This window comes from Streptomyces sp. 2323.1, from assembly GCF_900221035.1.
Lineage (GTDB): Bacteria > Actinomycetota > Actinomycetes > Streptomycetales > Streptomycetaceae > Streptomyces > Streptomyces sioyaensis.
Genome location: NZ_LT907981.1, coordinates 7957496 through 7975335, shown reverse-complemented (window position 1 = coordinate 7975335; position 17840 = coordinate 7957496). Strand labels below are relative to the sequence as shown.

Sequence of the window (17840 nt, the reverse complement as noted above, 5' to 3'; positions counted from 1 at the left end):
CGGTCATATGGACCCGCCGGTGGTGGGGCCGGAGGCGAGGTCGGTGAGCACCTTGTGGGTGGTCTGCAGGCACAGACCCCGGGCGCACACGGTCACGGAGTCGCTGTCCGCCTCGTCCGCGCGGTCCAGGAACTTGGGGTTGAAGCTCTCGATGCGCTTGGTACGGACGCCCTCGGCGTAGTCCTCGGGCGAGGTCCAGCAGAGGTCCTTGTACGAAGCGGTCTGCTCCGGGATGACCGTGGGGTCGTGGAGTTCCAGGATCGCTCCGAACATCAGCAGCGGTTCATAGAGCGGTTCGGGGTTCTCGGGGTCCTCGGTGGGCCGGTCGGCGACATAGCTGAAGCCCGCCCCGACCATGGAGAAGCGGCAGGTACCCAGGGGCTTCTCTCGGGAGGCCGCCTCCATGGCGCCCTCGCAGCCGAGCTTGCGGGCGAGCAGATCTCCCGCCAGGAACGAGAGTGCCGAGGACGGGTCGGGGACCACGCCGCGCGCGGCGGACTCGGGTAACCGGACCACGGTCCTCAGGTCGTCGGCCCGCAGCTCCGTCAGATGGACGGGCACGAGGCCGGTGGCCGAGGCGGCGATGCTGTCGAAGTAACATCGCGCGAATTCCAGTGGCAGCATGCTGGTGGGCGTGCTGATGACATTGGGGTGGGTCGGGTTACTGTCGGCTCGACGTGTACCTGTCAATACACTTCGGCCATTCTTCGTGTTCGCCATAATCGTCATCTGAAACACCGGCTGCCAGAGGGTTCCGGGCGCCAGGCATTCCGTCAGGGTTGCCGGACCACGTGACCGAAATCCGGTCAACTTTCCGTCGAGTTCAGACTCCGCATAGAACTTTGCCATGGGATTTCCTCTTGTTGACGGCATGTTACGTGCAGGAGGAATCTATGACCAGTCAGGGCACCGGTCAACGATCGCTTTAAGACAGCCAGGGCAGGTCAGAGGCGCAGCCCAGCGCAGCGATCGCACCGTTGGCCTGGCCTGATCACACATGCTCCGATATCGCCGGTGTTAAAGTCCGCAGAAGTTCCGGGGCACAACGGCGATACGAATGAGAGAACGGACATACGGCATGGACGGTAACCTTCGGGAAGTATTCGACTTCATTTCTTTCACCGCCCGGCTACGGGAAGTTGAGCGGCATAACAATGCCACGCCCAACCGCAAGGAAAGCGTGGCCGAACACTCATGGCATCTGGCGCTCATCAGCTGGATCCTTCACCGCGAGTTCGAGCGGGAGAGCGGCCGGTCGCTCGACCTGGAAAGGATGCTGAAGATGTGCCTGATGCACGACCTCGTGGAAATCGAGGCGGGCGACCCGTCGGCCTGGAGCACCCGGAACGGCGATGACAAGGCCCGGGTGGAGGAGGAGGTCGCCCAACGCCGCTTCGCACCACTGCCCGACGGGCTCGGCACCGAGTTCCTGAGCCTGTGGCACGAGTACGAGGAAGGGGTCACGCCCGAAGCCCGCATCGTACGAGGGGTGGACCGGCTCAACCCGGCACTCATGCGCCTGCTGACCGGCCAGGGGTGGCAGGACGTGGGCGCGGACGCGGAGGCCCTGGACCGGCTCCAACTGCCGCGCGTCCAGGTGAGCGAAACCCTCACCGCTCTCTACCAGGAGGTCAGGGACGCGGCAGTGAGCCAAGACCTGTTCACGCCCGCGCCCTGACGCCGGCGCCCCGCCTGACAGCGGGCGGGGCCCGACTCCGGCCCTCCTCACAACTACAGACTGACGACCGCCGGCCGCCGACGGCCGACCACCCCGTAGAGGTCCCGGCACCAGCTCCCCGGTGGGCATCTATTGCCTGCATTACCCCACTCCACGCAATTCGCCGCCGCACCGGAGCAACCGCCGCAGAACCACCACCCGGCGATACTCAGACCATGACCATCCGGCAGCTGAGTACAACAGCGGATATCCGCGGGCAATGTGCTCCATAGCATCCGTCACATGGAGAACATCGACGCCCCTTTCGATTCCGGTTCGCCCTTCCTTGACGACTCCGACCGCCGTCCTCGGCGTTCCGTGGCCGACTGGGGTTGGCTGACCGTTCTCGCCATGGGTGTGCTGGCCGTGGGTTTCTTTGTGGGAGGGCTTGGGCCGCTGTTCGCCATCGCCTGTGATACGTGCCAGGACGGCGTACGCAATCCGCACTCCATCGACGTGCTGATCGCCCTCGCGTGGTACGCGGTGCCGCTGACGACGCTGGGGACTGTGGTGGCCATCTTCCTCCCCCGAGGCGGTGGCCGGGCGGGCGCCATCGGCCTGGGCGTGCTCGTGGCGCTGTTGCTCCTGATGGTTTTCCTGGGCCAGTTGGTCTGATTCACCAGATCGCCGAGAAGCGTCCCGACGATGAGGCGGTCGGCCGGCGGTAAAGCATGGTGTGCCCTGTCTGAGGGCCGGAATGCGGGTGACCGGCCCGTCCGTCCGGCAAAGAGGCGCCCCCCAACCTGCCCTTCCCGCTGTGGGGTTGAGGATGGGCGGGCCAGTACGGTGGTGCCGGTCGAAGCTCAAGTGATCTGGAGAACGCGCACGATGCGAGAGCAGTCATGAGGGAAAGTCCCGCTTCCGGGGTGGAGCGCTCGGCCGGTCCGGCGGTGCCCGGGCAGTCAGCCGGCGGCCTCATCATCTTCTTGAACGGCACGTCGAGCTCCGGAAAGTCCAGCATTGCGAAGGAGCTTCTCGCGGTGCTCGGTGAGCCGTACTTTTACCTGCCCGTGGATGCCTTCCACGCCATGCGATCAGGGCCGGAGCTTCCCCCGGACGAACTTGCCCTCGTACTCAAACGCACCTGGATGGGGTTTCACCGGGCGGTCGCCGGCATGGCTGCGGCGGGCAACAACGTCGTCGTGGACCACCTCTTCAGTGAGCCGTGGCGCCTTCACGACTGCCTCGGTCTGTTCTCCCCCCAGGACGTCGTCCTCGTCGGAGTCCACTGCCCGCTGCCGGAGCTGGAACGACGCGAGCTGGCCCGCGGCGATCGACCGCCAGGGCTGGCCGCCCGCCAATTCGACCGGGTCCATGCCCATGGCCGCTACGACATCGAGTGCGACACCGGCAGTACGAGTGCGCTCGACTGCGCTCGGCAGATCAAGGAATTTCTCGGCCGGCGGCCGACCCCCACCGCATTTGAACAGATGAGAGCGAGCCTTCCCCAGCTGCCTGCGGAAGGGTGAGATCAGCGCAGTGCAGGACGGACCCGCTCACCCGCCAACTCCGCGCAGGAAACCGGGAACGTCCGAAGTCGGCCGCAACTCTGACGGCTTTCCGCTTTCCCGGCCGTACTCCCGGTTTCCCTGACCGCTTCCCTTACAACAGGCCGGCGATGCTGGGTGGGGCGAAGACGTGGCGAGCGCGGTGTTCCAGAACGAGGACGACGGGCATCTGCCGTGTCATGTCGGACTTGCACCGGTCGCAGCCCTGGTCCATGGCGGGGACTTCCGAGGTGTGGTGGGTGGCGATGTGCCGGGCGAGGTGGATCTGCGAGGAGACGATGGTGTCGAAGGGGTCACAGTCCACCCCCGGCTCGCTCGCCGCCCGCGCGGCATCCACCACTTCGGGAGCCTGCTTCATCGCCTTGTAGAGATCGGTGCACTCTTGGCAGCTCCACATCCACGACGGAGGTAGTGGCCACTTCTCAGCGGGGTCAACTGGGTCCGCGGGGTCCGAGTCCCTGGCATCCATGCGAATCAGCGTAGCGACACCCGGGCGGCGCCGACAGCAGACCGCTCGAATCGCTCCCGCCTTCGGCGTTCTTGTGACTGTCATTCCTGGTCGCGGGCCAGTCGGATGGGTGGCTGAGTTTCCTGAACGCATGCGCGGCAAGTTCAGTTGGCCGGGATGCTGTGTGACTCATCGTCCGGATGTGCCGCGGAGCGGCATCCGCTGCGGTGCAGTTGCGGTCCCGATTCACTCCCGATGCGGTTTTCAGGCCCTGGATACAAGGCAGTTGAGTGGCGCCACGAGGGGTGGGTTTCGTCGGTGTGGTGCCGGGCAGGCGGGTCTCGTCAAGGAACGGCTCGCGAGTAAAGGAGCACGACCATGACCATGCACAAGAAGTCGTCCGCGAAGGCCGACCAGCTCAAGGGCGCCGTGAAGGAAGCCGTGGGGCGCACCGTCGGGAACGAGCGGATGACGGCCGAGGGTCGCGCCGAGCGCGCCGGCGGGGATCTGCGCGAAGCCGGACAGAAGGCCCAGGACGCCGTGAAACGATGAAGGCTTCCCACAGCCCCTTCGGCAGACACGGTCGCGTGTGCAGAGATTGAGGCGGTGGCCCGGCGGACGTTCCGCCGGGTCACCGCCCTGCTCGTGGGTGCCCTGACCACCGGTTCGTCGCCCTCTACAATCCCTGAGGCGACCTGCCGCGGCTCCGGGACGAAGCCCGGCTCACCCGGTCCGCCCCACCACACCCGCGAAGGAACACACCCCACTGTGAAGAAGAGCGCGATAGCCGGCGGCTCCCTCCTCGGCCTCCTCGTCATCGCCGGCGCCTATCAAGGGTTCGCCGTCAGCAGTGACCCGTTGACGCTCGCCGAATACCAGAAGATCAAGGCCGGCAGCAGCGAGAAACTCCTCCGCGCTTACGCCAATACCTGCCAGCAGGACGGAGAATCCGAACCGGGCGATCGCTATCCCGTCACCTGGACGTGCTACGGCGCCGACGGCAGCAGCAATGCGGTGTTCTTCTACTCCGAGGGAGTGCTGTTCAGCAAGGCGGAGACCGGGCTCACCTAGGCCGGTGGGGTGGGGCAGCCGCCCGCGGTGTGACCTGCGTGGCCGGCGCATTCATCGGGCCATGGCCGGGCGGGGGACTCGTGCGCACTTCTCGGCTGACCTGAGCCATCCGGCGAGGTCGGCGCGGGCCCGGGACACCCGGGACCGTACGGTGCCGATCGGGCAGCCTACGACGGCCGCGGCGTCCGCGTAGGGCAGGCCGACCAGTTGGGTGAGGACGAAGGCTTCGCGGCGCTCGCGGTCGAGGGTGTCGAGGAGTTCGCTGAGGGCCAGGCCGTCGTCGAAGCCGGGCAGTCCGCTCGGCTGGCGGTGTTCGGCCACCGCCTGCCAGTCGTTGATGTCGGCGATCCGCGGACGGGCCGCGGCGGAGCGGTAGCGGTCGATCACCACCCGGCGGGCGATGGACAACAGCCAGGTACGTGCGCAGGAACGGCCGGCGAACTTCGGCAGACCGGTGAGGGCACGCAGAAAGGTCTCCTGAGCCAGATCGTCGGCCGCGTTCGTGTCCCCGCTCAAGTGGGCCACGAACCGCCATATGTCCCGGTGGGTGGCGTGGACGAAGCGCTCGACGGCGTCGGGGTCGCCGTCCCTGGCGGCCAGGGCAAGGCCGGTCACCTGCTCGTCGTCCGCGGCGGTCCGCTTGTAGGGGGACGGCCCGGTCAGGGCAGCAATCATGCGAGAACATCCTTCGGAGGCGGCGGGACCGCACCAGGGCATGGCAGAGCAGCGCCCGGGGTCCCGGTCGGGGTGCGGGGCCCTCCGGTTTCGCCGAGGTCTACGGCGATGAGCGAGGTGCGACGGGCGAGGCGGGCCGGTCGATGCGATGGGGTCGCGTCGTCCAGTCCAGGAGCACGCCCGTGCGCGGGCCGGAGGGCCGAGGGCAGGGGCCGGCATGTCGCGGGCGGGTGGCAGGCCGGGGAAGCCGGCCGTGCGCGGGTATGCCGACGCTTCGCACGTCACCAATTGGTCAACGCCGCCGCGAATAAAGGGGATTGAGGGGTAGCGGAGGGCGGCGCCGGGGTCGGTGCGTACGGTCAGCAGCAGACCGGGAGCCCTGGTGGGCCTCTGCGGACGACGACGTGGTGCAGGAGCGCGCCGTGCGGGCGCACGGCGGGTGTGTCGACCGGGACCCGGCGCGCGGGCGGCTCCAGGCCGGTTCGGTCCAGCGTCCGCAGGACCAGCAGCAAGGGGGCGAACAGCGCCGCCGCGAAGCTGCGGGCGAGCTGGAACGCGGCTGCCTCGCCGCGCCAGAGCCACAGGCCGCAGAGGACCGCGGCCAGCGTGTGGGCAAGCAGCATGCCGAGTGACCCATGGCCGGAAGGCGTCAGGTCCAGGTGGCCCGGGTGGCCCATGGCGCCGACGGTGGCACCGAGGTGCCCCGTGCCGGGCATCGTGGCCGTCCCTGCCATGTCGGCCATCCCGCGCATGGCACCCATCGGGGTGGGCAGCGGCGGGCGGGTGACCGTGGGGCCGAGATCTGTGAGGGGCAGGAGGCGGAGTGCCGAGGACGGTGCGGGGAGGGAGGACGGGTCGGGGGCCGTTGTTGCGTGGCGGAACAGCCGTGCTGCCCAGTGCCGTTCGGGCATGGCGTTGACGTCCTTGGCGCCGACGCAGGAGGACGAGAGGTCGAACAGTGCGTGCAGCCCGAGCTGGGCGAGGACCGTGGCTCCGGTGATGGTCGGGCCGCCCCGTTCCCGTCCGGTCAGCCACCATCCCGCCGGGCCCGTCGCCGCGAATGCGGCGAGCACGGCCCACCACGGCAGCGGTTCGGCGGCCATCAGCGCATGCCCGAGGGCCGTTGTCGTCACGCAGACGGCCGCGAAAGCCGCGGCGCGTACGGCGCGTGAGACCGGCCCGGTTGTCATGGCAATCATGCTGCCATTCCGGCCTGTTGTCCGGGCAGGGTTGCTCATGTGCGTACAAGATCTGTCGCAGCCGGTCGACAGGCTGGTTATTGGTGCTGACCTGCGCTGGGGCGCGCGGGGCGAGCAGCGCGTCCGATATCGGGCGGATCGGTTCGCTGCTGCCCCAGGCGTCTTGAGGGAGGAAGGTCGGTGGCCGGTGCGGCCTTCGTACCGCAGGGTGGCGCCGGGCCGAGTGCGGCGTCGGGAACTCACCACCAGGCCCGTACGACTGACTGGACCGGGTCCCGCGGCGGGGCCGGAGGGTCAGGAGGCGTGTGGTGCAGGTGCAGCGGGGCAGCGAAGCGGAGGGCGCCGGGCCGGAGGGGGGCATACCCCGGCCGCGGGGCGCGGGCCCGGGCCCGGGCCCGGGCGTGACGGTGTTGCTGACGTCCGCCATGGCCTTCTCGATGATGCAGCTTTTTCTGATCGGTGCGCTCGGGCCGCGGCTGGTCGGCGAGTTGGGTCTCTCCCGTACGGTGCTGGGCCTGACCACGACGGCGGGGTTCGGCGCGGCGGCGCTGCTGTCGCCGGTGGCGGGGCGCCTGGTGGACCGGGTCGGGCCTCGCCGGTGTCTGGTCGCGCTGTTGCTGCTCGCGGCGGCCTCGCTGGCACTGATCGGGGCCGCTCCAGGGGCAGTTGTGCTGCTGGCGGCCGTCGCGCTGGGCGGTCTGGCGCAGGCGCTGGCCAACCCGGCGACCAACAAGGTGATCCTTGCGGCCTTTTCGGCCGAGCGGCGCGGGGCGGTCACCGGGCTCAAGCAGTCGGGTGTCCAGGTCGGTGCCTTCGTGGCGGGGCTGCCGCTGTCGGTGCTGGCCGCGGGGGTGGGCTGGCGTGGCGCGGTGTGGACGGCGGCCGGTGCGGCGGCGCTGGCCGCGGGGTGGGCGGTCCTCGTCCTGCCGCCCGACCCGCCACGGGTCGCCGCCGGCCCGCGCTCCGCGTCGCTCACCCGTGGTGCGGTCGGGCGGTTGGCGGGGTTCTCGGTGTTGCTCGGGTGCGGCATCGCCTCCGTCAACACGTACCTGGCGCTGTTCGGTTCGCAGCGGTTGGGCCTGACGCCGGTCGCGGCCGCCGCGTTGGTGGCCGTGCTCGGAGTGGCGGGCATCGGCGGCCGGGTGGGGTGGTCGCGGATCGCCGGGCGGCCGGGGCGGGCGCGGGCGCTGCCCGGTCTGCTGGCCGCCGGGGCGGTGGGCGCGGCGCTGCTGCTGGCGCTGGCGCTCGTGCTGCCGTTGCTGGTGTGGCCGGCCGCGGTCGCGGTCGGGTCGTTCGCGGTGTCGGCGAATGCGGTGTCGATGGTGCTGGTGTTGCAGAGCGCCGCACCGGGACGTGCGGGAGCGGATTCGGCGCTGGTGTCGGCGGGCTTCTTCGCCGGCTTCGCGGTGGGTCCGCCGCTGTTCGGCGCGCTGGTGTCGGCGTGCGGCTATGGGCCGGGCTGGCTGCTGGTGGCGGTGGAGTTCGCGGCGGCCGCGGCGGTGGCCGTACCGCTGAGGTCGCGTGACCACGGGGAGGCGTGATGAGGAAGGCGGACGGCACGGTGCGGGTGGCGGCAGACACGGCGAGCGGAGCGGCCGACTGGGCCGGGCCGGCGCTGGCGGCCGTTCTGGAGCGGGTTGCGCGGACGGCGGACGAGGTCCGGGCGCGGTTCCCGTTGTACGCGGATCCGGAGGCCGGTGAGTGGACGACCACCGGGCGGGGTTCGTGGACGGGAGGCTGCTGGGCCGGGCTGCTGTGGTTGCGTGCGCTGTCCTCGGGTGCCCCGGAGGACCGGGCGGCGGCGGCCCGCTGCACCGAGCGGCTCGGGTACTGGACAGACCAGGACACCGCCACCCGGGGGCTGGTGCTCTGGTACGGCACCGCGCTTGCCGCCGGGCCGGGCGGTGACGAGGCGGCGGCCGCGCTGCGGGACCGGGCGGCCCGGGCCTGTCTGGCGGCGTACGAGCCGGAGTGGGGCGTGGTGCCGTGGGGTGGTGCGTTCGGCGGTCCGCGGCTGCTGGCGCGCGCGGACGGCGTTCCGGGGCTGGTGCCGCTGCTGGCCGGTGCACCGGGCGACGGCCGGGCCGCCGCCTACCGGCATCTGACCCGGCATCTGGCGTTGTGCCTGGCCGAGGATCCGCCGCGTCCGGCCTGGCAGGCCCGGCCGGACGGCACCTGGGCGGCGTGCGCCGAGCCGGCGCCCGGCTGGAGCCGTACGGCGGCTTGGCTGTTGCTGGGGGTCGCGGACGGGCTCCGGCACCTCGGGGAGAGCGGGCTGTGGGAGGCGGCCGGACGGCTGGTGGCGCTGCGTACGGCGCCCGGAGCGGCGCTCGTCCCGCCGGCTCAGGACGGTCCTCCGGCCGGCGCGGGGCACCCGCCGGGCCCGCCGGACACCTCCGCCGCGGCGATCGAGGCGGTGGCCGCGCTGAAGCTGGCCGCGCTCGCGCGGGCGGCCGGCCGCGGGTCCGAGGGCAACGCTCTGATGCACTGGGGAGAGCAGATTCTGCACCGGCTGAGCGTGGCGCATCTGTCCCCCTCGGGCGCGCTGCGCGACGGCTGCTACGACGCCGCCCGCGGCCTCGCCCCCCGCCATGAACTGGTCTGGGGGGACTTCTTCTTCGCGTGGGGGCTGGCGCTCCGCACCGGGCTGGTGGAGCCGTTCACGATGTGACGCCGGATGCCGACGGGTGGTCGCGCAGCACCCGGCGGGCCACCGACGCGATGTGCAGCTCGTCGGGCCCGTCGAGCAGCCGGGCGGCGCGGCCCGTGCGGAACAGGCCGGGCAGTGCGGTGTCCGGCCCGAGGCCGGCCGCGCCGTGCACCTGGATCGCGGCATCGGTGACCTGCTGCAGCATCCGGGCCGCGGCGACCTTGGCGAGGCCCGTCTCCAGCCGGGCGGAGCCGCCCGCGGCCAGCCCGGCCACCGCCTCGTGGACCAGCGGCCGGGTGGTACGGATGGCCAGCAGGGAGTCGAACACCAGCTGTTGGACGAGCTGACGGTCGGCCAGCGGGCCGGACCGCTGGGTGCGCGTACGGGCCCGGGCGCACATCAGGTCGAAGGCCCGCTCGGCCTGTCCGAGCCAGCGCAGACAGCGCAGGGTGCGGCCCAGTCCCAGTCTTTCCCCGGCGATCCGCAGGGCCTGGCCGCGCGCGCCGAGGAGATGGTCCGGGGGCACGGTGACGCCGTCGAGGGCGATCTCCCACTGGCCGCCCGCGCCGAGGACCGGCAGTTCGCGCAGCACCCGGAAGCCGGGGGCGGTGGTGGGCACCAGCAGCAGGGACAGCTCCTCGTCGCCGTCCGTCCCGCCGGTGCGGGCCAGCACGGTGACCAGGTCGGCCTCGCCGGCGCCCGAGATGAACCACTTGCGGCCGTGCAGGGTCCAGGTTCCGTCGGGGCCGGCCACGGCGCGGGTCGCGGTCTGTGCCGGGTCGGTGCCGGGGGTTTCGGGTTCGGTCATGGCGTAGCAGGTGCGCAGGTCGCCGGCCACGATGCGCCGCACAAGTCGCTCCCGGACCGGGGCACTTGCGTGCCGGCCGAGCATCAGCACGTCCAACAGGGGCGCCGAGCCGAGGGCCGCGGGGCCATGGTCGCTGGCGCCCTCGGCCTCGGCAAGGTGCGCGTAGTGGGTCAACGGCAGTCCCTGGCCCCCGAATTCGACGGGCAGCGGCAGCGCCCAGAGTCCGGCCGCCTTCGCCTCGTCCTGGAGGGTACGCAGCGCGGTCCGGGCGGCCGGGCCGCCGCCGTCGAGGACCGGCTCGCAGGGCATCACCCGTTCCCGTACGAACTGAGCGACCCGTTCGCGCAGTTGCATCGCCTCGGGCGGGCAGTCCGGCCGCCCGAACGCGGGGCCCACGGGTTGCCGGTCCTGCTGCGCGGGGGCCGGGGTGCACGAGGTGCCCTGCTCGGAATTCATGGGGTTCACGGCTTTCCTCCGCATTCACCGGGAACTCGGTGAACCGACAGTCCGACTTACTGGCCGTGGAGTTGGTCGGCCCGAGGAGTCGTCCGGTTCCCGCCCGTCCACATGCCGTCCGTCTACATCCGTCGTCCATATCCGTCCGTCCATATCCGTCCGTCCACGTCCGTTCAGGTCCGTGCGAGACGTGCGGCGCGCTGCCGCCGCCGGAGAGGAATGCCGTGGGACACCCCACTGTCATCGGTGCGATGCGACCACTGGAGGAGGTGGACATTGAGGTCTCGGGACCGGCCGCGCTCACCGCACCGTCGCTGGACACGCTGCGGGCGCTCGGTGCGCGCATCGACGCGACACCGGCCGGCGTCTCCCCGGCCGCGCCGTCGGGCCCCGCCCGATTCGCGGCCACCGGCCGCCGGCTGGGCCAGGTCACCGCGTACACCGCCTGGGCCGATGTGCTGCCGGATGCGGACGCCGACGACGAGGCGACCGTCCAGGCCGCCACCGGAATGATGCATGTGCACGGCAGACGCGACGGGTCCCCGCGGGGGCTCGCCGTCGACTACGCCGCCACCTGTGCGTCGGTGCTCTCTGTGCAGGGCCTGCTCGCCGGGCTGCTGGGCCGGGCGCGGGGCGTCAGCGGCGCCGTGGAGCTGGGCACCGGGGCCGACCGGGCCGCGCTGCTGACGCTGTCCCAGTATCTCGCCGCGGCGAACGCGCCGGAGGCGGAGGCCGTGCCGTCGGCCCCCGGCGGTCCGCCGTTCACCTCCTCCTGCGGCACGCCTTTCGAACTGGAGGCGCTGGAGCCCGGCCCCTGGGCGCGGTTCTGGCGCGCACTCGGTGCCCCCGAGGACGCGATACGCGCCGGCTGGCGCCCCTTCCAGTTCCGGTACGCCACCGCCTGCGCGCCGCTGCCCGAGCCGCTGCACACGACGGCGCGCGCCGTTTCCTGGGCGCGGGTCCGGCAGGCCGCCGCGTCCTCGGGGGCCGAGGTGTGTGCCGTGTATCCGCTGACGGGGCACCCGGCGGCGCGTTCCGGCGGGCCGTGGACCGTGACCCCGCGGGACGAGCCGGTGAGCGCGCCGGCCCAGAGCGCCACTCCCCCGGCGGCGCTCCCCCTCGCCGGTCTGACCGTGCTGGAAGCGGGCCGCCGGGTCCAGGCGCCGCTCGCCGCCCATCTGCTCGGCCTGCTCGGCGCGGACGTGCTGCGGATCGAGCCGCCGGGCGGGGACCCGCTGCGCGGCATGCCACCCTGCTGCACGGAGGTCTCCGCCCGCTGGCTCGCCCTCAACCGGGGCAAGCGCGCCGTCGAGATCGACATCAAGTCCCGTGCCGGGCAAGGTGAGTTGCGGGAGCTGGCCGCCGGTGCGTCGGTCTTCCTGCACAACTGGGCGCCGGGCAAGGCGGAACGGTTCGGGCTGGACGCCGAGCGCCTCGCATCGGTCAACCCGGGCCTGGTGTATGCGTACACCAGCGGCTGGGCGGACCGCCCGCTCCCCGACGCCCCGATGGGCACCGACTTCATGGTGCAGGCCCGTACCGGCGTCGGCGAAGCGGCCCGCCCGGTCGACGAGCCGCCCGCCCCCTCCCTGATGACCCTGCTCGATGTGCTCGGCGGGCTGCTCGGCGCCGGAGCGGTGCTGGCCGGGCTGCTGCTGCGCGAGCGCGCCGGCCGCGGCGTACGGGTGGAGTCCTCGCTGCTGGGCGCCGCGGAGCTGCTCACCGCGCCCGCCGTGCACCGGGCCGCGGGCGGCCGGGTGCAGCGCCGCCCGGCCGGGTTCCGCCGTCCGCTGCCGACCGCCGACGGCTGGCTCGCCCCGTCCGATGCCGCCGCCCGTACGGCGGCCGCCGCCTTCCCGCCGCTGCGGGACCTGCCCACGGATCAGGCAGTTGCCGCGCTGCGGGCGCGGGGCCTGTCCGCCACCGCCGTCACCACCGACCTTGCCGCGCTGCCGGCCGACCCGCGGGTGGGCGCGGCCCTGACCCGCGACACCCACGGCTCTCTGGTCGTCCCTTCGCCCTGGAGGTTTCTATGACACCCCGGTTCCACGACCTCGTCCCGGCCACCCTGCGCCGCACCTGGGCCGCCGAAGGACACTGCCCCGACCTGGATCTGTACAGCCTGTTCCGCGCCCAACGGATCGCCCGCCCCCACGACACCGCCGTGATCGACGCGCAGGGCGAAATCAGTTACGCGGACCTGGACCGCCGGGCCCGATGTCTGGCCGCGGGACTTGCCCGGACCGGCATCGGCCCGGGCGACACGGTCGGCGTCCAACTCCCCAACACCAGAGAGGCGGTGGCGGCCGACCTGGCCCTTGCCGCGCTGGGGGCCGTCGCCCTGCCGTTTCCCGTCGGGCGCGGCGGGCGGGAGGCGCTGTCCCTGCTCGGCCGCTCCGGTGCGCGGGCCGTGCTCGCGGCCACCGACTACCGCGGCCTCGCGCACGCACGGGAGCTGGCCGAACTCAGCCGTCCGTCCGGAGTCAGCGTGGAACTCGCCGCGCTGCACACGGTGATCGCGGCCGGCCCCGGTCCGGTCCCCGAGGGCTGTCTGTCGCTGGACGCGCTGCTGGACACCGAGGCGGACGACTTCGTGCCCGCGCGGCCCGACCCGGATGCGGCCGCCCGCATCCTGGTGTCCTCCGGCTCCGAGGCCGAGCCCAAGATGGTGGCGTACTCCCACAACGCGCTGGCCGGCGGCCGCGGCAACTCGCTCGCCTCGCTGCTGCGGGAGGGCACACCACCGCGCTGTCTGTTCCTGGTGCCGCTGGCCTCGGCGTTCGGCAGCAGCGGCACGGCGGTGACCCTGGCCCGGCACGGCGGCTGCCTCGTGCTGCTCGACCGGTTCACGCCGGACGCCGCCCTGGCGGCGATCCGCGCCCACCGGCCCACCCATGTCATGGCCGTGCCCACCATGGTGCGCATGATGCTCGACCGGCCGGCCGCGGAGCACGAACGGCCCGCCGCCCCCACCGCCTTGGTGCTCGGCGGTTCCGCGCTGGACGCGGCCACCCGCGAGGAGGCCCGCCGGGCGTTCGGCTGCGCCGTCGTCAACCTCTACGGTTCCGCCGACGGCGTCCACTGCCACGGCGGTCTGGCCGGGCCGGCCGGGCCGGAGACCGGTCCGGGGATCGTGGTGGGCCGGCCCGACCCCGGTGTCTGCGAGATCCGGATCGCCCCCCTCCAGGGCGGCACTTCCGGTGACGCGGGAGAGATCCTCGCCCGCGGCCCGATGACCCCGATGTGCTACGTCGGCGCGCCCGAGCTGAACATGCGCTACCGCACGGCGGACGGCTGGGTCCGTACCGGTGATCTCGGCCGGTTCGCCGAGGACGGCACCCTGCGCGTGGTCGGCCGCCTCAAGGACATCGTGATCCGCGGCGGCGCGAACGTCAGCCCCGCCGAGGTCGAAGGAGCGCTCTCGTCCCATCCGGACGTACGGGACGTGCTGTGCGTCGGCGTCCCCGATCCGCTGATGGGGGAACGCCTCGCGGCCTGCGTCGTGCCCAGGCCCGGCCGACAGCCGGCGCTGGAGAGCCTGTGTGCGCACCTGGACCGGCTCGGGCTGGAACGCCGTAAGCACCCGGAGCATCTGCTGCTGCTCACTGGCGACCTGCCGCTCACCCCGGCCGGCAAGCCCGACCGTGCGGCACTGCGGGCCCGGGCCGCCGACGCGTTCCCCGCCGACCGGACACAGGCCGGCTGACGGTCGAGAAGGAGGGGGAAGGGCCGCCGCATCCGCCGGCCCTTCCCCCCTCCTGACCGTCCCCGGCCGCGCTCCCGGTCGGCCCGTCAGCCCCTCAACCCCTCAACCGCGCGAGAACGCCTTCTCCATCTGTGCGGCGGCCTTGCCGTACACGGCCAGCAGGTCGAGGTCCCTGCCCGGGTAGTTGACGACGTTCAGCTGCTCGGCGCCCGAGCCGGGCAGTACGGTCCCGGTCGACATGTTCTCGTTCTCCAGCACGAACGCGGGCTTCTTCGCCGTCAGTGCGGACAGCTGGCCGGGGGTGACCGCCTCCGGTCCGTACGTGCCGACCACCCGCGCGCCGGCCAGATCGGCCGCCCAGGTCGTGAACTTCTGCGCCGCCACCGTGGGGGCCTTGCCGCCGGGCCAACTGGCCTTCACCTGCCGGCTGAGGGATTGCCAGCGCGCGGTGAAGGTGGAGTTCCATTTGGCGGCGGCCGGTTCCGTGCCGAACTTCTTGCCCAACTTGGTGACCTGCGCCTTCGTCGTCGCCGGCGCGTTGTCCAGGGTGAGCTCGACCAGCTTCGCCTTCGAGCCCGCCGCCTCCTTGATCCGTCCCGCGAACGGCTCGAAGGAGGCGTACAGGACGTAGTCGGCGCCGGAAACCGTCGCCAGGTCGGACGGCTTGAGGTCGTAGTCGGGCGCATGCCGGATCGACGCGGGGACGAGGGACTTGACGTTCTTGGCCCCGGCCGCCTTGGCCAGCGCCGCCTCCCAACTGGAGGTGGCGACGACGACCGGGCCGGATGCCCCCTTTGCGGCGTCCTTGTCGGCACCGGCTCCACAGCCGGTCAGGCCGGTCAGCAGGAGCAGCCCCGCACTCAGTGCGGTGACGGGGCGGAAGAAGCGGCGGGCAGGCGCCATGAGCGAGTTCTCCGTTCGGGGATGAGATGAGCGACGAGGGCGACGGCCCCCGCGGCGAGGACGAGCACCGGGCCGGGCGGCAGGTCCCAGGCCAGCGACAGCAGAAATCCGACGACGTTCACGACGACGCCGATACCGACCGCCCATGCCGTGATCGACACCAGGGAGCGGCCGAGGCGACGGGCGGCGAGGGCCGGGAGCAGGGTCAGCGCGTCCACCAGCAGCGCGCCCGTCAGCCGGATGGCACCTGCCACCGCGACCGCCACCAGGACCAGCAGCAGCACGGTCAGCCGCTGCACCGCCACCCCGGAGCACTGCGCCAGCTCCCGGTCGTGCAGCAGCAGCGCCAGATCGCGGCGGCGCCAGATGAAGAGCGCCGGGACAGCCACGGCCAGCGCACCGAGCACGGCCAGGTCGGCCGGGCGCACCGCCAGGATCGAGCCCCACAGCAGCGCGAAGGCGCCGTTGGCATTGACCCCGGAGAGCGCCAGCAGCAACAGCGCGGCGGCGATGGCCAGGCTCATCAGCAGCCCCATCGCCCCCGACAGGCCGTCCGCGGTCCGCGCCAGCGGCGCCACCCCCGCGCCGGCCAGCGCGCACGCCACCAGCGCGCACAGCACCGGGTCGAGACCCAGCAGTTGCCCGACGGCGATGCCCAGCAGCGCGACATGCATCATGGCGAAGCGCACCGGCATGATGTCGAGACCGACGATCACCACCCCGACGATCGGCAGGCCGAAGGCCGCGAGCAGCAGCCCGCCGCCGGCCCGCTGCACCGGCACCAGTTGCCACAGCTCACCGATCTGCCCGAGCGCGCTCATGACACCTCCCGCAGACGCCCGGCGGCCATCTCCCACGTCCGGTCGCAGCGCGCGGCCATCGCCCGGTCGTGGGTGACCACGAGCAGCGTCACCGGCAGGCTGGTGAGGACCTCGGCGGCCTCCTCCTGCCCCGCGAAGTCCAGCGCCGCGGTCGGCTCGTCCGCGAGCAGCACCCCGGCACCGGCCGCGACGCAGCCCACCGCGCGTGCCAGGTGCATCCGCTGCAACTGGCCGCCCGACAGGCTGCTCAGCGGCCGGTCCGCCATCATTCCGACGCCCAGCCGACCGGCCGCCTCCGCCGCCTCGGCCGGGGATCCGCTGCTCGCCAGCAGCTCACCGGCGAGCAGCGGGAACCGCCCGGCCGCCGGACGCTGCGGAATCCATGCGCAGGCCCTCCGCCGCCAGGCCCATTCGGCGGCGGTGCGCGTGCCCCGCCCGCCGACCAGGATCTCCCCGTCGACCCGCCGGTGCAGACCGAGCACCGCGCGCAACAGGGTCGTCTTCCCCGAGCCGTTGGTCCCGGTCAGCGCGATCCGCTCACCGGGCGCCACATCGAGATCGACCCCCTGCACGGCCTCCAGCCGGCCGTGCCGGCACACCACGTCCCGCAGCCGCACCGCCAGGCCGGCCCCACCACTCCCGTGCCGGGCCTCAGCGGGCCGCGGCCTCTTCGTGCTCCATTCCACAGCCCACTAGTCGGCCCGCGGGGGTGCCTGGTTCCCGCCGTCGGAAGGCGTTCCGGAGACGTGGTGCGGGGCCCGCCCCGGGAGCCGGCGCCCGGGCCACGCACCGCGGACGGGCCCGGTGCGCGGGCCGCGCGCTGCGGCCCACCGCCCGGTCTCCGCCCCCTCACCCCACCTGGGGATTCGCGCCATGGCCAGCCCGGCCGGCCGTCTCCCCGCCGGACCGCCACCCGGTGTTCACTTCCGGGTTCCGCCGCGATTTGCCCCGGGCCAGGGGCAGTGTGCGACAGTGGGCCGTCCCGGTCGGCCGGGCGCGCGCGTGCGCAGCCGCTGCCGGGATCCCCATACTCAGACAGACGGTTCCGGCCGCGTCCTGCGCGCGTCCGGGCCACGCCCCTCCCCTACGGCCTTCCCCAGAGAGCGATGCAGGCAACGACTCTTGTTCCCCGGACCGCGGACCTGTTCAACCAGGGCCTGGAGCTCAAGACCGGTGCTGCCCTGCTGCGCTTCGGCGCCGCGCGGCAGCACCCGGCCGACCGGATCAGCTGGACCGGCCACGGTGCCGTCGCCTGGCTCGACGGTGTCCGCGGACACATGTGGAGCGTCGGCGAACCGGATGCCGCCGCCGGACTCGTCCTGCGCGCCGCGCTGGGCCGTCCCGACGAGGTGCGGGAGTTCACCGGCCCGCGCGGCACCGAGGCCCTGACCGGCCGCCTGTTGCCGGTGACCGATGTCGTCGAGTGGGTCTTCCGCTGGACGCTGGAGGAACCGCCGGTCCAGCGGGCGGAGGAGCGGGTCGTGGTACTCGACGAGTCCCACCACGACGAGCTGCTCGCCTTCCTCAACATCCACAGCCCGGCCCACTCGACCGGCCCCGGTTCCGCCGACGTCAGCCTGTGGGCCGGCATCCGTGACCCCGACGGGCGACTGGTGGCCTGCGGCGCCATGAGCAGTCTGCGGGACAGCGGCGCCCCGCTGATGGCGTCCGTCGCGACCGACGCCTCCCAGCGCGGCCAGGGCCTCGGCGCGGCGCTGACCTCGTGGCTGACCCGGTATGCCGTACGCCGGTACGGGTTCTGCACGCTGTGGCAGCTCGCCGACAACGCCCCCGCCGAGCGGCTCTACACCCGCCTCGGCTTCCGCAACGAGGACCCCTGCGTGTCCGCCCGTTTCGCCGCCGCCTGACCGGCGGGCC

Annotated in this window: 18 protein-coding genes; 10 read left to right on the top strand and 8 right to left on the bottom strand. The window is 72.7% G+C overall.

What is annotated here, in order from left to right; all coding sequences use genetic code 11:
* Positions 1-3 precede the first annotated feature (3 nt).
* Complete coding sequence (locus tag CPH93_RS34205; protein WP_096215083.1) at positions 4-624, bottom strand: hypothetical protein; 621 nt, start codon at positions 622-624, stop codon at positions 4-6.
* 433 nt (positions 625-1057) lie between these two features.
* On the opposite strand from CPH93_RS34205, the gene CPH93_RS34200 reads away from it, so the two are divergent.
* The 3 genes from CPH93_RS34200 to CPH93_RS34190 all read left to right on the top strand — a co-directional run bounded on the left by CPH93_RS34200 (position 1058) and on the right by CPH93_RS34190 (position 3186).
* A complete protein-coding gene (locus tag CPH93_RS34200) occupies positions 1058-1678 on the top strand; it encodes an HD domain-containing protein (RefSeq protein ID WP_096215082.1) in 621 nt (206 codons plus the stop codon).
* 282 nt (positions 1679-1960) lie between these two features.
* Entirely contained in the window at positions 1961-2332 is a 372-nt protein-coding gene (locus CPH93_RS34195; RefSeq protein ID WP_159395107.1) for a hypothetical protein, read from the top strand.
* Positions 2333-2583: 251 nt separating this feature from the next.
* Positions 2584-3186: a chloramphenicol phosphotransferase CPT family protein gene (locus CPH93_RS34190; RefSeq protein WP_231977071.1), complete on the top strand. Its 603-nt coding sequence runs from the start codon at positions 2584-2586 to the stop codon at positions 3184-3186.
* A 133-nt stretch (positions 3187-3319) separates the two neighbouring features.
* Here CPH93_RS34190 and CPH93_RS34185 read toward each other — a convergent pair whose 3' ends face one another.
* Positions 3320-3622 carry a hypothetical protein gene (locus CPH93_RS34185; protein ID WP_006607039.1) on the bottom strand — a complete coding sequence of 101 codons (303 nt, stop codon included), beginning with the start codon at positions 3620-3622 and terminating at the stop codon, positions 3320-3322.
* A 429-nt stretch (positions 3623-4051) separates the two neighbouring features.
* Here CPH93_RS34185 and CPH93_RS34180 point away from each other — a divergent pair, with 429 nt between their 5' ends.
* Positions 4052-4225, top strand: coding sequence for a CsbD family protein (locus tag CPH93_RS34180; protein WP_096215079.1), 174 nt, complete (start codon positions 4052-4054; stop codon positions 4223-4225).
* Positions 4226-4441: 216 nt separating this feature from the next.
* Positions 4442-4744: a hypothetical protein gene (locus CPH93_RS34175; protein ID WP_006607038.1), complete on the top strand. Its 303-nt coding sequence runs from the start codon at positions 4442-4444 to the stop codon at positions 4742-4744.
* A 51-nt stretch (positions 4745-4795) separates the two neighbouring features.
* Here CPH93_RS34175 and CPH93_RS34170 read toward each other — a convergent pair whose 3' ends face one another.
* Together CPH93_RS34170 and CPH93_RS34165 are read right to left on the bottom strand one after the other, a co-directional pair.
* Positions 4796-5419 (bottom strand): sigma-70 family RNA polymerase sigma factor, encoded by a 624-nt coding sequence (locus tag CPH93_RS34170; RefSeq protein WP_093648354.1) that lies wholly within the window; start codon positions 5417-5419, stop codon positions 4796-4798.
* A gap of 359 nt (positions 5420-5778) precedes the next feature.
* Positions 5779-6609 carry a hypothetical protein gene (locus tag CPH93_RS34165; protein ID WP_096215078.1) on the bottom strand — a complete coding sequence of 277 codons (831 nt, stop codon included), beginning with the start codon at positions 6607-6609 and terminating at the stop codon, positions 5779-5781.
* A 314-nt stretch (positions 6610-6923) separates the two neighbouring features.
* On the opposite strand from CPH93_RS34165, the gene CPH93_RS34160 reads away from it, so the two are divergent.
* Positions 6924-8159 (top strand): MFS transporter, encoded by a 1236-nt coding sequence (locus CPH93_RS34160; protein ID WP_096215077.1) that lies wholly within the window; start codon positions 6924-6926, stop codon positions 8157-8159.
* Positions 8159-9289, top strand: coding sequence for a sugar ABC transporter permease (locus tag CPH93_RS34155; RefSeq protein ID WP_096215076.1), 1131 nt, complete (start codon positions 8159-8161; stop codon positions 9287-9289). The genes CPH93_RS34160 and CPH93_RS34155 overlap by 1 nt, the downstream gene beginning before the upstream one ends.
* On the opposite strand, the gene CPH93_RS34150 is transcribed toward CPH93_RS34155, so the two are convergent.
* Complete coding sequence (locus CPH93_RS34150) at positions 9279-10532, bottom strand: acyl-CoA dehydrogenase family protein (protein WP_096215075.1); 1254 nt, start codon at positions 10530-10532, stop codon at positions 9279-9281. The two genes, CPH93_RS34155 and CPH93_RS34150, sit on opposite strands and share 11 nt — an antisense overlap.
* 251 nt (positions 10533-10783) lie before the next feature.
* Between CPH93_RS34150 and CPH93_RS34145 the strand changes: the two genes are divergently transcribed.
* Both CPH93_RS34145 and CPH93_RS34140 read left to right on the top strand, forming a co-directional pair.
* On the top strand, positions 10784-12568 hold the full coding sequence (locus CPH93_RS34145; protein WP_173910040.1) for a CoA transferase: 1785 nt from the start codon (positions 10784-10786) through the stop codon (positions 12566-12568).
* A complete protein-coding gene (locus tag CPH93_RS34140; RefSeq protein ID WP_096215074.1) occupies positions 12565-14238 on the top strand; it encodes a class I adenylate-forming enzyme family protein in 1674 nt (557 codons plus the stop codon). The genes CPH93_RS34145 and CPH93_RS34140 overlap by 4 nt, the downstream gene beginning before the upstream one ends.
* Positions 14239-14340: 102 nt before the next feature.
* On the opposite strand, the gene CPH93_RS34135 is transcribed toward CPH93_RS34140, so the two are convergent.
* Genes CPH93_RS34135 through CPH93_RS34125 form a run of 3 tightly spaced genes read right to left on the bottom strand, consistent with a single transcriptional unit; the run spans position 14341 to position 16564 of the window.
* Positions 14341-15141: an ABC transporter substrate-binding protein gene (locus tag CPH93_RS34135; protein WP_096215073.1), complete on the bottom strand. Its 801-nt coding sequence runs from the start codon at positions 15139-15141 to the stop codon at positions 14341-14343.
* On the bottom strand, positions 15099-15962 hold the full coding sequence (locus tag CPH93_RS34130; RefSeq protein WP_096215072.1) for a metal ABC transporter permease: 864 nt from the start codon (positions 15960-15962) through the stop codon (positions 15099-15101). Before CPH93_RS34130 ends, CPH93_RS34135 begins: the two co-directional genes overlap by 43 nt.
* The gene (locus CPH93_RS34125; protein WP_173910039.1) at positions 15959-16564 is read right to left on the bottom strand and encodes an ATP-binding cassette domain-containing protein; all 606 of its coding nucleotides are present in this window, start codon (positions 16562-16564) and stop codon (positions 15959-15961) included. The genes CPH93_RS34130 and CPH93_RS34125 overlap by 4 nt, the downstream gene beginning before the upstream one ends.
* Before the next feature lie 504 nt (positions 16565-17068).
* Here CPH93_RS34125 and CPH93_RS34120 point away from each other — a divergent pair.
* Positions 17069-17830: a GNAT family N-acetyltransferase gene (locus CPH93_RS34120; RefSeq protein WP_096215071.1), complete on the top strand. Its 762-nt coding sequence runs from the start codon at positions 17069-17071 to the stop codon at positions 17828-17830.
* Positions 17831-17840 lie beyond the last annotated feature (10 nt).